Origin of the sequence: Streptomyces sp. NBC_00223, assembly GCF_036199905.1 — a bacterium.
Taxonomy (GTDB): Bacteria; Actinomycetota; Actinomycetes; order Streptomycetales; family Streptomycetaceae; genus Actinacidiphila.
The window spans coordinates 371,568-384,989 of record NZ_CP108109.1 but is presented as its reverse complement, the minus strand read 5'-3'; the positions used below and the strand labels follow the sequence as shown (position 1 = coordinate 384,989).

The window sequence follows — 13,422 nt, the reverse complement described above, 5'->3', positions numbered from 1 at the left end:
GGGGCAGGCATCGGACGTTTCGGGCGTACGACTCCCTGCGCGGGGCAGGAGATCGCTCCCGTTCCGGGCGGTGACACGCCCGCGATCTGGCACTATGTGCCTGTACTGCGATCTCCCCGGGCGGTGCCGCGTTCCGCTGCGGCACCCACCGCGTCGACCGGCCGCGTCCTTCCCGTCGTCCCGGCGCACGGCCGGACACACCGGGCCGACCCAGTGCGCGACTCGTAAGGGGGAGCCCGGTGAAGCGCGAGGTTGGCCAGACGACGAGGGATCTGCGTCGGCACAATCGCACCTCGGTGCTGACCAGGCTCTATCTGCACGGCGCCGCCAGCCGCTTCGACCTGATGCGGGCCACCGGACTGAGCTCGGCCACCGTCAGCAATGTCGTCACCGACCTGGTGGCCGACGGCCTGGTCGCCGAGGCCGGACTGCTGGACTCCGACGGCGGCCGCCCCCGTACGCTGCTGGAGGTGCGGCCCGGATACGCGCAGGTCGTCGGCGTGGACATCGGTGAGACCCATGTCCAGGTCGGCCTGTTCGACTGGACGCTGGACACGCTGGTCACGGCGACCTTTCCGATGGACCGGGCGCGGCCGGCCCCGGCCGTGCTCGCCGACCTGGTGACCGCCGGGATCGAGGAGGTCACCGCCAAGGCGGGCGCCGATCCGGCCGCGCTGCTCGGGATCGGGGTGGGCGTACCGGGCGCGGTGATGCCCGACGGTCTCGTGCACGCGCCCACCCTCGGCTGGTCCGGCGTGCCCTTCCACGACCTGCTGCGCCCGCATGTCGCCGCACCGCTGCACCTGGACAACTGCGCGCGCACCCTCGGCCAGGCCGAGATGTGGCGCGGGGCGGCCCGGGGCGCGGAGCGCGCGATCGTCGCGCTGCTCGCGGTCGGCGTCGGCGCGGCGGTGGCCACGGGCTCGCCCGGCGGTGTCACCAGTACGACCAGCGAGTGGGGCCACACCGTGGTCGAGGCGGGCGGAGCCGCGTGCCGCTGTGGCTCGCACGGCTGCCTGGAGGCGTACATCGGCGCCGACGCGATCCTGCGGCACTACGAACACACCCCCGGAGCCCCGCAGTTGGCGTCGGCAGGCACCGAGGAGCGGATCGCGGCGCTGACCGCGCAGGCGGCCGCGGGGCCCGGCCCCGCGGCCGACACGGTCGGCCGGGCCGCGGAGTACCTCGGGATCGGGATCGCCAACCTGATCAACCTGCTCAGCCCCGACCGGGTGATCCTCTCCGGCTGGGTCGGCGCGACCCTGGGCCCGACGATGCTGCCCGCCGTCCGCGACGCGATGCGCCGCCACACGCTGGACTACATGGCGGACGGCACGGTCCTCGCGCTCGGGCGCCTGGGCCGGGAGGCGGTGGCGCTGGGCGCGGCCACCCTCCCGGTCCACGAACTGCTCACGGCGGGCGGCCGGATGGGGTAGCCGCGGATCGTACGCGGCGACCCTCGGCGGAGTCCTGCTGCCGCGGTTGTTCAACCCTTGCGGCGTCCGCACATGCCGGGTCCACGCCCGGGCCGGCCATCCCCGACCCCTCGGATGAGGCCGGGCGGACCGACAGCGCGGGCGAAGGGGCGGCTGATCCACCCGGGTCCACCCGGGGAGGTCTGGGGCGGACGGGACCAGGGCCGGTGACCGCGTTCCCGTGCCAGCTCATCGCGATCCGGGGCGACTTCCGGTCCGACGGCCGGAGCGCTCCGGCGGTGGCCGGCCGGGCCCCGGGGGATTTCCGACCAAGGCCGGGGGCGCACACCCGTGTTCGGTTCCACCTCTGTGCGGACTTCATTTCTTGAAGCCCGCACAGGGGATTGACGCCGGTCCGCTGCGAGTAGTTAATTCCTTGTGCCACCTGTGGGAGCGCTCCCATAGCCCTTCCATGTGGCGTCCCACGACCGCTGTCCCGAGGAGCCCCCGCATGACCGCACGCGTCCGCGCACGTTCCCGTACGCTCATTGTCGCCGCGGCCACCGCCGCCCTGGCCGCCGCAGCCACCGTCACGCCCGCGTACGCTACGGCTCAGGGGCATGTCACCACACCTGCCCCCAAGGTGCAGCAGCCCACCCACCTCTTCACCCCGCCCGCCAACAAGGACTCGGGCAAGCAGATCCTGGACCTGCTGCTCCACGGTCAGATCAAGGACGCCGCGGGACTGTTGGCGCTGACGCTGACCCCGCAGGCCGTCTGGTTCGGCGACGGCACGCCCGCCCAGGTGAAGGCGTCGGTCAGCAAGACCGTCAAGACCGCCGCGGCCCTCCACCAGCTGCCCGTCCTCGCGCTGTACAACATCCCCGGCCGCGACTGCGCCCAGTACTCGGCGGGCGGCGCGGCCAACACCGCCGACTACGAGGCCTGGATCAACGCCATCCACGCCGGCATCGGCAACCTGCCCGCCACGATCATCCTGGAGCCGGACTCGCTGGCGCTGCTGCCCTCCGACTGCGGTGCGGACGACGCCCAGGGCAGCAAGACCGCCGAGCGCTACAGCGAGATCCACTACGCCGTGGACGCTCTGCAGACCCAGGGCGGCGCCAAGGTCTACCTCGACGCGGGCCACAGCGGCTGGCTGAGCATCAACGATGTCGTGCCGCGGCTGGTCAACGCCGGTGTGGACGACGCCAGCGGCTTCTTCCTCAACATCTCCAACTACCGTACGGACAGCGAGCTGGCGTACTACGGCAAGCTGGTCTCGTCCTGCCTGGCCTACGTGCACAACGGCGGCGCGGCGTCGGCCTGCCCCAACCAGTGGTGGAACGTCAACGACGCGCAGAACTGGCTCGCCGACAACGTGAAGACCGCGCCCTCGGCGATGAAGCACTTCGTCACCGACACCAGCCGTAACGGCCAGGGCCCGTGGACCCCGCCGGCCGGCGTCTACTCCGACGCGCAGGACTGGTGCAACCCGCCCGGACGCGGCGCCGGCGCCCGGCCGACCCTGAACACGGGCAACCCGCTGGAGGACGCGAAGCTCTGGGTGAAGATCCCGGGCGAGTCCGACGGTCAGTGCACCCGTGGCACGGCGGGCCCGAAGGACCCGGAGCGCGGGTACGCGGACCCCGCGGCCGGTGCCTGGTTCCCGCAGCAGGCGCTGGAGCTGGTGCGCAACGCGAGCCCCAAGCTGCTTCCGTGACCCTCTGACCGCCGTGACCCGCCGGGCGGCTACAGCCGCCTTCCGTCAACCGCCCGGCGGGTCGCGGTTCATGTCACACGCGCCGCGGCGCCCCTGCCTCTCGTACGAGGGGGAGGGGCGCCGCGGCGTTCTTCTTTCCCGCGCGTTGTCTTCGGGGCCGGCCGGTGCTCAGCCCTGGTGGCGGAAGGCGGCCGTCACCGCGATGGTCGACGGGTCCTTGAGCATGCCGAGTTGATTCCATGTGATGCCGAAGTCGCCGCGGTCGATGGCGACTTCCGCTTCCAGCGTGACGTCCTGCGGGCCTGCGGCCGTGACCCGCGCGGGGAAGGTCAGCGGCCGGGTGACGCCGCGGACCGCGAGGTCGCCGGCCACCTGGACGGTCCCGTCCACGGGCGCGCCGACCGTACGGGCGGTGAAGACCAGCGCCGTGTGCTGCTCGATGTCGAAGAAGTCCGCCGAGCGCAGATGGGTGTCGCGCTTGGCGTTCCCGGTGTCGAGGGAGGCGGCCAGGACGGTCAGCGTGCCGTGCGCGGTGCCGTCCGGCAGTACGTCGCCCTCGCCGCTGACCGAACCGAACTCGCCCTTGACGGTGAGTATTCCCCAGAAGGTCTTGCTGTGGAAACGCACGGAGGATCGCGCGGGGTCGAGGGTCCAGTGTCCGGCGGCGGCGCCGGGGTCCGGAGCGCCGGTGGGGTGGGACATGGGGGTGGGTCCTTTCGGGGAGGGGCGGCGGCGCTGCGACCCGTCGCCGAAATGATTGAACATTCAACACGCTACCAGAAATTAGGTAACCAGCGAGATAATAACTTGGGCGGATATCCTGGTCGGCTGAGGCGCGGCGGGTGCGACGGCGTTCGACGACGTTCGACAACGGGAGCGGGGCATGAGGGAACCGGTACGGCCGGGCGACGCGGAGTCGCTCCCGCGAGGGAAGCCGCCCACGGACGCGCGCGGTGACGCGGGCCGGGGTGGCGGGTCCGGCGGACCCCCGGCCGGGGAGACCGGCGCGTCGTCGGGTGGGGAGGTGGACCCCGCCCAGCGCAGGGGATCCGGCGCCTTCCTGGGCGGTGAGGCGGAATCCTCCCCTCGGGGGGACGCGGCCCAGGCGCGGCGCGGTGGGTCCGACGTGCTCCCGGCCGGGGAGGTGGACCCCTGCCGTCGGCGGGGAGCCGGGCTCTCCTCGGGCGCGGATGCGGCCCCGTGCTCCGGAGCCGGTCCGTTCCCGGCTGGGGAGGCGAAACCCGACCCCTGCCCGGAGGGCGATTTGTGCGGGGACCTTGATCTGTTGCAGCAGTGGCACGCCCTGCACTCCGGGGTGCGGCGGCTGACCGACGGGCTGCTCGCCGACGTCGAGGCGGAGAACGGGCTCGCCCCCTCGTCCTTCACCGCGCTGATGTTCCTGGTCGCCGCCCCCGGCCAGGCCGCGCCTATGAACCAGCTCTCCCAGGCGCTCGGCTTCTCCACCGCCGGCACCACCAAGGTCGTCGACCGGCTCGCCGAGGCCGGACTCGTCGAACGCCGCCCCTCCGACTCCGACCGCCGGGTCGTCTACACCGCCCTGACCTCGGCGGGAGCCGAACGCGTACTGGACGCCTCCCGCGCGCTGGCCCAGGCGCTGCGCACCCGGGTGGTCGCCCCCCTCGGCGAGGACGTCTTCCGCTCCTTCGCCGCCGCGATCGGCGGTCTGGACCCTTCCCCGGACGCCTGCTGACGCCGTGACCCGCGCCCGGCGCGCCGCGTAAAGACCGATTCGCCCGGGGCATGAGTGGCCCGTGTGACGAATTCGGGGGCGCGGGCGCCGTGTGGGGTAGAAGCACGTACCGGCGGACCCCCCGGGGAGGGCAGACGTGGACCGGACGACCGCCCGAGGCGCCTGGCCCGACCCGGAGCGCGTCGAGCGGCTGCTCGCGGGAGCGCCCGCCGACCCCCGCGACCCGGGCGACATACGGTTCACCGCGGTCGTACGGCTGCTCGCCGCGGAGGGCGGCCCCGCGGCCAGGCCCGACTCCGGGCGGGAGGCGGCGGCGGTCACCGCGTTCCGGGTCGCGCGGGACCGGCGTTATGCGTCCGTACGGTCGGCGCGGGCGCTGGCCGGCGGGCTGGTGGCGGTCTTCACGCTGGGCGGGTTCGCGGTCGTCGCCTCGGGTCTGGGCGTGCTGCCCGCGCCCTTCCGCGGCGGTGTGCACGCGGGGCCGCTGCCCACCGAGACCGACGCGGGCGGCGAAACCGGCACCGCCATCACCAGCGAAACCGGCACCGACGCCGGCCCCGCCATGGAAACCGCCACCGCCACCGTCACCGCTGCCGAAACCGTCACCGCTGCCGAAACCGCCACCGCCGCCGAAACCGCCACGAAGACCGCCACCGAAACACCACGCGGCACCGAAAGCGGAAGCGTCGGCGCCGACAGTGTCCATCCGCCGACCCGGCCCGCGTCCCGGGGCACCCGGCTCCCGGGCCACCGCCGGGAACGCCTCGCCGTCGTGGGACCGGCGGCCCCCACCCGTACGCACCGCCCGCGCGGCGCCGCCGCCGAGCCCGGGAAACGACCTTGAAACGGCCGGTGAGCGGCCTCGCGCGGAGGGTGATCCGGCAGAGTGGATTGCATGCTTCCAGAGGTTCCCTCGCCGCACGACCCCCACGTGCGTCATCTGCGCCGGATGTTCCTCGTCGTCGTCACGGGCAGCTTTCTCTTCCTCTTCCCGTGGGTCGGCTATCTGTCGGTGAGTCTGCCGACCCACCACGAGGTGAGCCAGTGGCGGTTCGCCTGGGTGGGCTTCGACGCCACGCTGATCGTCGCCATCGGCATCACCGCGCTGTGTGCGTGGAGGCGGCTGCAGATCTTCATCCCATGGGCGATCGTGACCGCCGCGCTGCTGGGCTGCGACGCCTGGTTCGACATCGTGCTCGACTGGAACAGCAGTGAGCTGCCCGGCGCCATCCTCACTGCGGCTCTCGCCGAACTTCCTCTGGCCTTCCTGCTGTTGTACGTCGCCAGGAAGATGATCCGGCTGTCCGTGATCATCGCCTGGCACCGCGACGGCCGGACCGGAACCCCGCCGCCGTTGTGCCGGCTGTCGCTGGTCGCTCTCAGCGGACTCGGCGCGCCCGAGCCCGCCACGGCCACCGGCGACCCCCGCGACGGCGGCAGCCGGCGCTTCCAGCCCCCCGGGCCGGACCACCACGGAGACCGCCCATGACCGACCGCCTCCCCGCTCCCCCGGCCGGACACGGAACCCGAGCCCGACGCGGAACCCCGGGCCGCAACCGAACCCCCGCTGTACGACGTGCTCGTGGTCGGCGGGACGGGCGTTGCGCCACCCCCCTCGGCATGCGCGAGAGCACCGTCCAAGCCCACGTCAGCCGCATCCTCATCGCCCTCGAAGCCGGTAACCGCGTCCAGGCCCGCCCTCCCTCGTACGCGGCGCCGGCCTTCTCCGCTGAACCCCTCGCCGGCCACGGCCCGGAAACGTGCTGCCTGCCCGCTCCGGGTCAGTCGCGGCGGATGAGGGCCGGGTCGATACGGCGGACGAGGAGCGGCAGGGAGCCCAGGACCGCCACGGCCACCACACCGGTGCAGGCGAGCAGGGCCGTGCCCACCCCGCCCCAGTCCCAGCCCCGGACCAGCCCGCCGTAGCCGTCGTACCCCTGGCCCGCGATCGCGCCGCCGAACAGGGCGATCACCAGCCCGCTGCCGAGGAAGAGCGCGGTCTGCACCAACTGCGAGCCGCGCAGCGTCCGGCGCGGCACGCCCAGCAGGGTCAGCGCGGTGACGCTGCGCCGCCGCTCCAGCGCCCGGTCCAGCGCGGTGACCAGGTAGGCGAGCACGGTCACCGCGATGCCCAGCGCCGTTCCCGAGGTGTAGAGGGAACGGACCAGCGCGGCTTCCCTGAGGCCGTCGGTGTCGATGCCCTCCAGCGTCGGTTCCGCGGCGGGCGCGGCCTTGGCCAGGCCGCCCAGTACCGTCTGCACGGTGCCCGCGTCGGCGGCGCTGACCACCACCGCCTCGCTGTCCGGCTGTCCGCGGGGCGGCACGGCGGCGGGCGGAACGAGCAGCGTGGCACCGTAGATCGGCGAGTTGGGCTGGAGGGTCGTCGTCACCGTCCGGTCGGGCATCTTCATGGTGAACGCGCCCTCCCGCAGCGGGAACGTCAACGTGGCGCCCGGCGGAGGCGCCTGGGAGAGCAGCCCTGTCGCCGAGTCCAGTACCAGCGGGACACCGTCGACGCACGACCTGGGCGCGGTGGCGCTGAACCGGGCGAGGTCCGCGCAGGTCCCGACCAGGGCGCCGGCCGTCGGCTGCGGACGGCCGCCGTTCATGCTCGGCGGCAGCGAGCGGGTGTTGATCAGCAGCGCGGCGCCCGAGACACCGGGAAGGGCCCGCATCTGGGGCAGCGTCAGACCGGGGGCGTCGGCGAGGGCGAAGTCGTACTGCTGAACGGGCTGGCGCGGTTCGGCGGCCGCGTGCCAGTCGCGGAAGAACCCGTGCGCGAGTCCCATGGCGAAGACGAAGAACACCAGGCCCGCCGTGGCCCGTACCGCGCTGCCGGGCTCCAGCTCACCCCTGCGGGCGCCGAGCAGCAGCGCGGTCGAGCGCGGGTTGCGGGCCGCGCCGGTGGCCAGCGCCCTGGCCGCGATGGGATAGACCGCGACCACCCCGTATCCGGCCAACAGCACCCCCGCGACCAGCAGCGGAGCGGACATCGGGCCCGCAGCGTGACCGCGTCGGGCGCCGAGCCAGAATCCCGAGAGCAGCGCGAGCCCACCGGCCAGCGGGAGCACCCGCCACAGCGACGGCGGCTTCGGCGGCCGCTCACGGCGCACTTCGAGCGGGGAGTCGGCCGCGGCCGCCGTGCCGAAGCGGGAGATCCACGCGGCGCACACCGGCAGTCCCAGCACACACAGCGCCGAGGTGAACGGGCCGGGCATCGCGTCGGCGGGGAACCAGGCGAGGCCGGGTACGCCGTGGGTGCTCAGGGCCCGTTCGACGCCGATGTACGCGAGGATGCCCAGCACCGAGCCGACCGCGGCGGCGCAGGCCGTCTCGACCGCGTTGATCCGCCGCACCTGGCGGGCCGGCATGCCGATCAGCCGGATCGCGGCCAGGCTGCGCAGCCGGGTGGCGGCGGAGAGCTTGTTGCAACTGGCAAGGAAGAGGCCCAGCGGCAGCATGACGAAGACCGCGAGCATCAACTCCAGGGTGTGCAGGGTCTTGCCGTCCAGCGCGGCCGCCGGCTTGAAGCGGGCGCCGAAGCCGCCCAGCGGCCTGCCGTCGGTCAACTGGGCGGGGGAGACGCCCTGATAGGCGAAGAGTTCGTCGGGCGCGGCCAGGTTCGCGTCCGGAAGGGTCCCGACGATCGTGCCGGGCAGCCGGTGGCGCAGTTCGGGATGGACGCGCAGCCGCGCGGCGAGTTCGGGCGAGACCAGCAGCTGCCCCGCGGCCGGTGCCACCGCCCCGCCGGGCAGCCGTGGCGGAACACGGCCCGCCGGTAAGGCCAGCAGCACCTGCGTCAGCTCTTCCGTGCCCCAACTCGACTGGACGACACGGAAGTCGGCGCCGGACACCCCGGGGTGGTGGGCCGCGGCGGCGTACGGGGTGCGGTGCTGGACATGGACGGCGCGGGCGTCCAGCAGGTGCGGAAGGGTGAGTACGGCCGCCAGACAGGCCGAACCGATGGCGGCGCCGAGCACCATCAGCGCCAGCCGCAGCCTGCCCTGGCCCCCGGCGCCGCGGACCAGCGCGAACCCCAGCCGGAAGGTGATCACGAGGCCACCGCGCTCTCGGTGCCGACGGCCGGATTCGTCAATTCGCCGTCGACCAGGTGCAGTCGCCGGTCGGCGACCGCCGCGACCGCCGGATCGTGCGTGACCAGGACGACCGCGGTGCCGCGCTCCCGGCAGATGGAGACCATCTCGCCCAGGACGAGTTCGCCCGACGCCTGGTCCAGGGCGCCGGTGGGCTCGTCGGCGAAGACGACCGAGGGCTGGTGCACCAGGGCGCGGGCGACGGCCGCCCGCTGCGCCTGGCCGCCCGAGACCAACGCCGGGCGCCGGTCGGCCAGTTCGGCGATGCCGAGCCGGCCCAGCAGGTCGAGCACGGCCGGCCGGGTCTGCTTCTTGCGGGCCCCGGCCAGCAGCACGGGCAGCGCCACGTTCTCCTCGATCGTCAACTCCGGTACGAGGTCGCCGAACTGGAAGACGAAGCCGAAGCTGCGGGCCCGGGCGCGGGACAACTGCTCGTCGTTCAGGGCCGCGAGGTCGTCGCCGTCGAACAGCACCCGGCCCTCACTGGGCCTGAGCACCCCGGCCAGGCAGTACAGCAGCGAGGACTTGCCCGAACCGCTGGGCCCGGTGACAGCGGTGACGGTGCCGCCCGACAGGGCGACGCTGATGCTGCCCAGAGCACGCGACTCACCGTAGAAGAGCGTGACGTCCTGGGCTTCGAGAACAGTGGGGTGGGGCACGGCCGACCTCTCACAGACGGACGGCGGCGGCCCGGACACCAGCGCCCGGGCCGCCACCAAAGGATCAACTACCGTTGCACGGACACCGGGCCCACGTACATCTCAGCTCGCCTCGATGCGGCGGACCGCCGTGTCCAGGGCGGCGTCGCGGGTGGGGTAGACCTCGCAGACCGGGTTGCCGGTCGGGGTGCGGGTGTGGTCGATCTCCCACAGGCTCAACTCGCTGCCGTCCAGCAGTAAAAAGGCGTGCTCGTACAGCGACCACGACACCAGCCGGCCCGAGACCACCGCGCTGCGCCGGGTCACGATGCCGATCGCGTGCGCGATGGCCGTGCGCAGCCGCGGCAGGACGTCCTCGCCCGGCGCGTTGTCGTTCGTCGCCCGGCGCAGCAGCCGCCGCGCGTGCTCGGGCGAGTCGCCCTCGGTGTAGGCCCGGCGGAAGGTCGCGCGGCCCGGCTCCGGCGGACCGCCGGCCTCGTCCGGCCCCGGCTCGCCCGGCATTCGCGCCACCCGCTCCGCCGGCAGTTCGACCGGGCCGCCCGAAGTGCCGAACGCGATGTCCACCTCCCACTCCGCGACCGCCAGGCCCTCGCGGTCCGTGAACACACTGTGGTGCACGCCCCCGTCGGGCCCGGTGTCGTGTTCGAGTTCCCACAGCACACGGACATTTCCGTCCGGCAGCAGGAAACTGTGCCGGTACGTACGGCGGTTCATCCGCCGCGGCGGCCCCTTCGTGTGACGGCACGACTGGAGCCCGCAGTAGTGCATGAGCGCCGACCGCGTCTCCGCCAAGTCCAGTTGCCGCGCGGCCTGTTCCCCGTTGTCCGCGCGGGCGAGCAGGCGGGCGAGCTGGCCGGCCGGCCGCCCTCCCGACCGTACGATTTCCGTCTCCACCGTCTGTGCGGGCTCTGCGTCCATACGGTCCTCCCGGCTCCGACGTCGCCAAACCCTGCCGGCGACTCAGGGTAGTAGCGCCGTCGCCGATTGCGCCCGGGAACGACGAGAATTGCAGGCGTGCGCTCCGCATCGCGCGCCCCCCGCGCGGAGTCGCCACCGCACGGGCGCCGTCTTCCGCGCCCTTCCCGCGCCTCCCCCGTAAGGCCCATACGGCCCCCGCACCGCCCTCGCCGACTCCGTCACCCCGTCTCCCCGAGCCGCGCGCACCACAGCAGCGCGCCCCGCAGATGGGCGCGGAAATCGGGGTCGGCGTAGGCGGCGGCGAGATGACCGAGCGCGGTGTAGAGGACGCGGCCCGAGCCGGACTCGTGGCACCACACCAGCGGGTGGTCGGCGCCCATCGTGCCGCCCTCGTACGACCCTTCGTCGACGGAGGCGAGCACGTGGACCCCGCGTCCGGCGGGCCCCGCGCGGAAGTCGTACCACTCGTCGGTCCACGCCCACCGCTCCGGCAGATGCGCGGTCGCCGGGTGGGCGCGGTCGAGCACGGTCACCTCGGCGCGCTGGATCTCCGGGTGCCCGTCGAAGCGAGCACCGAGCAACTCGCCGTAGTACGGCCACCCGTACTCGGCGCAGGTCGCCGCGTGCACACCGAGGAATCCGCCGCCCCCGGTGACATACGCGCGCAGGGCGTCGCGGGCGTCCTCGTGCAGCACGTCACCGCTGGGGGAGAGGAAGACGACGGCCGCGCAGCCGTCCAGCACGTCGGGGCGCAGGTCGTCGGGGTCCTCGGTGTGCCGGGCCGACAGGCCGAGTGACGCGGCGAGTTCGGCGAGGGCGGCGGCGCCGGCCGGGATCGAGTCGTGCCGGTAGTCGGCGGTCGCGCTGAAGACGAGGACGGTGGCGGGCATACGGGCTCTCCGGCGGTCGGTGGTGGGGCGTGCCGCTGGGCGCGCGGCGGTTCGGTGAGGGCAGGGAGGTGCCGGGCGCGACGGGCTACGGCGCCGGAACTACAGCGGTGACGGCAGGGCTCGGGCGTACAGTCCCGGCGCGGCGGCTACGGCGCCGGGGAACCGGCCGCCGCCTCCCCCGACTCGGCGCCCCCGGCCGGGACTTGCGCCTCCGCGCCGGGAAAGCGCGTTCCGCACCGGGCGCAGGCGGCCGCCGAGGGGTCCTCGCGGAAGGCCCCGCACTCCTCGCACACCCGGTCAAGCCAGCAGACCGGATCCCCGCCCTCGGTGAACTCGACGTCGCCGGCCATGACGCTCCTGCCTCCCGGGTCTCCTCGCAGCTTACGTCCGGACCATGCCCACGGTCCCGTGCGCGGTCGTGACGGAACCGCCGGCCAAAGCCCGCCCGGACCACCGAAGGGCGGGCCCGGCGGCTACAGAAACCGCCGGACCGCCCCCCGACTACGGCCCCCGCCTCAGCTGAGGTCGATACCCGGGTAGAGCGGGAAGCCCGCCAGCAGATCCGCCGACCGCTTCGCGACCTGCTCGGCCACCGCCGCGTCCAGTACGTGGTGCGCCTTGGACAGCCCGCCCTTGGGGGCCGGCGCCGCGCTCGTGCCCGACAGCACCGTGTCGATCAGCCCCGCGATCTCGTCCATCTCCGGCGCGCCCAGCCCGCGCGTGGTCAGCGCCGGGGTGCCGATGCGGATGCCCGAGGTGTACCAGGCGCCGTTCGGGTCGCGCGGCACCGAGTTGCGGTTGGTGACGATGCCCGCGTCGAGCAGCGCCGCCTCGGCCTGGCGGCCGGTCAGCCCGTAACCGGACACGTCGATCAGCACCAGGTGGTTGTCCGTGCCGCCGGTGACCAGCTTCGCGCCCCGGGTGAGCAGACCCTCGGCCAGCGCCCGCGCGTTGTCCACGACGGCCTGCGCGTACGTGCCGAACTCCGGCCGGGACGCCTCCGCCAGCGCGACCGCCTTGGCCGCCATCACATGCGGCAGCGGGCCGCCGAGCACCATCGGGCAGCCGCGGTCCACGTGCTCGGCCAGCGAGTCGTCGCACAGCACCATGCCGCCGCGCGGGCCGCGCAGCGACTTGTGCGTGGTGGTGGTGACGATGTTCGCGTGCGGGACCGGGTCGAAGTCGCCGGTCAGCACCTTGCCCGCGACCAGGCCCGCGAAGTGCGCCATGTCCACCATGAGGGTGGCGCCCACCTCGTCGGCGATCTCGCGCATCAGACGGAAGTTGACCAGCCGCGGATAGGCGGAGTAGCCCGCCACCAGGATCAGCGGGCGGAACTCGCGCGCGGCGGCCCGTACCGCGTCGTAGTCAAGCAGCCCGGTCTCCGGGTCGGTGCCGTAGCTGCGCTGGTCGAACATCTTGCCCGAGATGTTCGGACGGAAGCCGTGGGTGAGGTGGCCGCCGGCGTCCAGGGACATGCCGAGCATCCGCTGGTTGCCGAACTCGGCCCGCAGCTGCGCCCAGTCCTGCTCGGACAGGTCGTTGACCTGGCGGACGCCCGCCCGGGCCAGGCCGGGGGTCTCCACCCGCTGGGAGAGCACCGCCCAGAAGGCGACGAGGTTCGCGTCGATGCCCGAGTGCGGCTGGACATAGGCGTGCGCGGCGCCGAAGACCCGCCGGGCGTGCTCGGCCGCCAGCGACTCGACGGTGTCCACATTGCGGCAGCCCGCGTAGAAACGGCGGCCGACGGTGCCCTCGGCGTACTTGTCGCTGAACCAGTTGCCCATCGCCAGCAGGACGGCGGGGGAGGCGTAGTTCTCGCTCGCGATCAGCTTGAGCATCTCGCGCTGGTCGGCGAGTTCGCTCGCGATGGCGTCCGCGACCCGCGGCTCCACACCCCGGATCACCTCCAGCGCGCTGCGGAAGGCGGTGGACTCGGTGGTGCGCGGGGTCGCGTCGGTGTACGCGTCGGCTGACGGCTCGGTCACGGCCATGGGTGTCCTCCGGAATCG

General features: G+C 73.7%; 12 protein-coding genes. 5 read left to right on the top strand and 7 right to left on the bottom strand.

All coding sequences use genetic code 11. The annotated features are described in order from the left end of the window. Positions 1-239 precede the first annotated feature (239 nt). Positions 240-1,436 (top strand): ROK family transcriptional regulator, encoded by a 1,197-nt coding sequence (locus tag OHA30_RS01695; protein WP_328911975.1) that lies wholly within the window; start codon positions 240-242, stop codon positions 1,434-1,436. A gap of 490 nt (positions 1,437-1,926) precedes the next feature. Further along, on the top strand, positions 1,927-3,138 hold the full coding sequence (locus OHA30_RS01690; RefSeq protein WP_328911974.1) for a glycoside hydrolase family 6 protein: 1,212 nt from the start codon (positions 1,927-1,929) through the stop codon (positions 3,136-3,138). Positions 3,139-3,306: 168 nt separating this feature from the next. Here the strand turns inward: OHA30_RS01690 and OHA30_RS01685 are convergent, their stop codons facing one another. Then, the gene (locus OHA30_RS01685; protein WP_328911973.1) at positions 3,307-3,840 is read right to left on the bottom strand and encodes a YceI family protein; all 534 of its coding nucleotides are present in this window, start codon (positions 3,838-3,840) and stop codon (positions 3,307-3,309) included. A gap of 583 nt (positions 3,841-4,423) precedes the next feature. On the opposite strand from OHA30_RS01685, the gene OHA30_RS01680 reads away from it, so the two are divergent. The 3 genes from OHA30_RS01680 (at position 4,424) to OHA30_RS01670 (ending at position 6,338) form a co-directional block, all read left to right on the top strand. Then, the gene (locus OHA30_RS01680) at positions 4,424-4,849 is read left to right on the top strand and encodes a MarR family winged helix-turn-helix transcriptional regulator (RefSeq protein WP_328911972.1); all 426 of its coding nucleotides are present in this window, start codon (positions 4,424-4,426) and stop codon (positions 4,847-4,849) included. Between the two features lie 136 nt (positions 4,850-4,985). Continuing rightward, on the top strand, positions 4,986-5,693 hold the full coding sequence (locus OHA30_RS01675; protein WP_328911971.1) for a hypothetical protein: 708 nt from the start codon (positions 4,986-4,988) through the stop codon (positions 5,691-5,693). A gap of 51 nt (positions 5,694-5,744) precedes the next feature. Next, entirely contained in the window at positions 5,745-6,338 is a 594-nt protein-coding gene (locus tag OHA30_RS01670; RefSeq protein ID WP_328911970.1) for a hypothetical protein, read from the top strand. Positions 6,339-6,630: 292 nt separating this feature from the next. On the opposite strand, the gene OHA30_RS01660 is transcribed toward OHA30_RS01670, so the two are convergent. From OHA30_RS01660 to OHA30_RS01635, 6 genes are all read right to left on the bottom strand, one after another. Beyond that, entirely contained in the window at positions 6,631-8,904 is a 2,274-nt protein-coding gene (locus OHA30_RS01660; RefSeq protein ID WP_328911969.1) for an ABC transporter permease, read from the bottom strand. Then, positions 8,901-9,602 (bottom strand): ABC transporter ATP-binding protein, encoded by a 702-nt coding sequence (locus OHA30_RS01655; protein ID WP_328911968.1) that lies wholly within the window; start codon positions 9,600-9,602, stop codon positions 8,901-8,903. The genes OHA30_RS01660 and OHA30_RS01655 overlap by 4 nt, the downstream gene beginning before the upstream one ends. Positions 9,603-9,704: 102 nt before the next feature. Further along, a complete protein-coding gene (locus OHA30_RS01650; RefSeq protein ID WP_328911967.1) occupies positions 9,705-10,520 on the bottom strand; it encodes a DUF6227 family protein in 816 nt (271 codons plus the stop codon). A 218-nt stretch (positions 10,521-10,738) separates the two neighbouring features. Further along, positions 10,739-11,410, bottom strand: a complete 672-nt coding sequence (locus OHA30_RS01645; protein ID WP_328911966.1) for a ThuA domain-containing protein — start codon at positions 11,408-11,410, stop codon at positions 10,739-10,741. Positions 11,411-11,556: 146 nt separating this feature from the next. Then, on the bottom strand, positions 11,557-11,760 hold the full coding sequence (locus OHA30_RS01640) for a hypothetical protein (RefSeq protein WP_328911965.1): 204 nt from the start codon (positions 11,758-11,760) through the stop codon (positions 11,557-11,559). A 165-nt stretch (positions 11,761-11,925) separates the two neighbouring features. Next, positions 11,926-13,398 carry a glycine hydroxymethyltransferase gene (locus tag OHA30_RS01635; RefSeq protein ID WP_328911964.1) on the bottom strand — a complete coding sequence of 491 codons (1,473 nt, stop codon included), beginning with the start codon at positions 13,396-13,398 and terminating at the stop codon, positions 11,926-11,928. Positions 13,399-13,422: the final 24 nt, after the last annotated feature.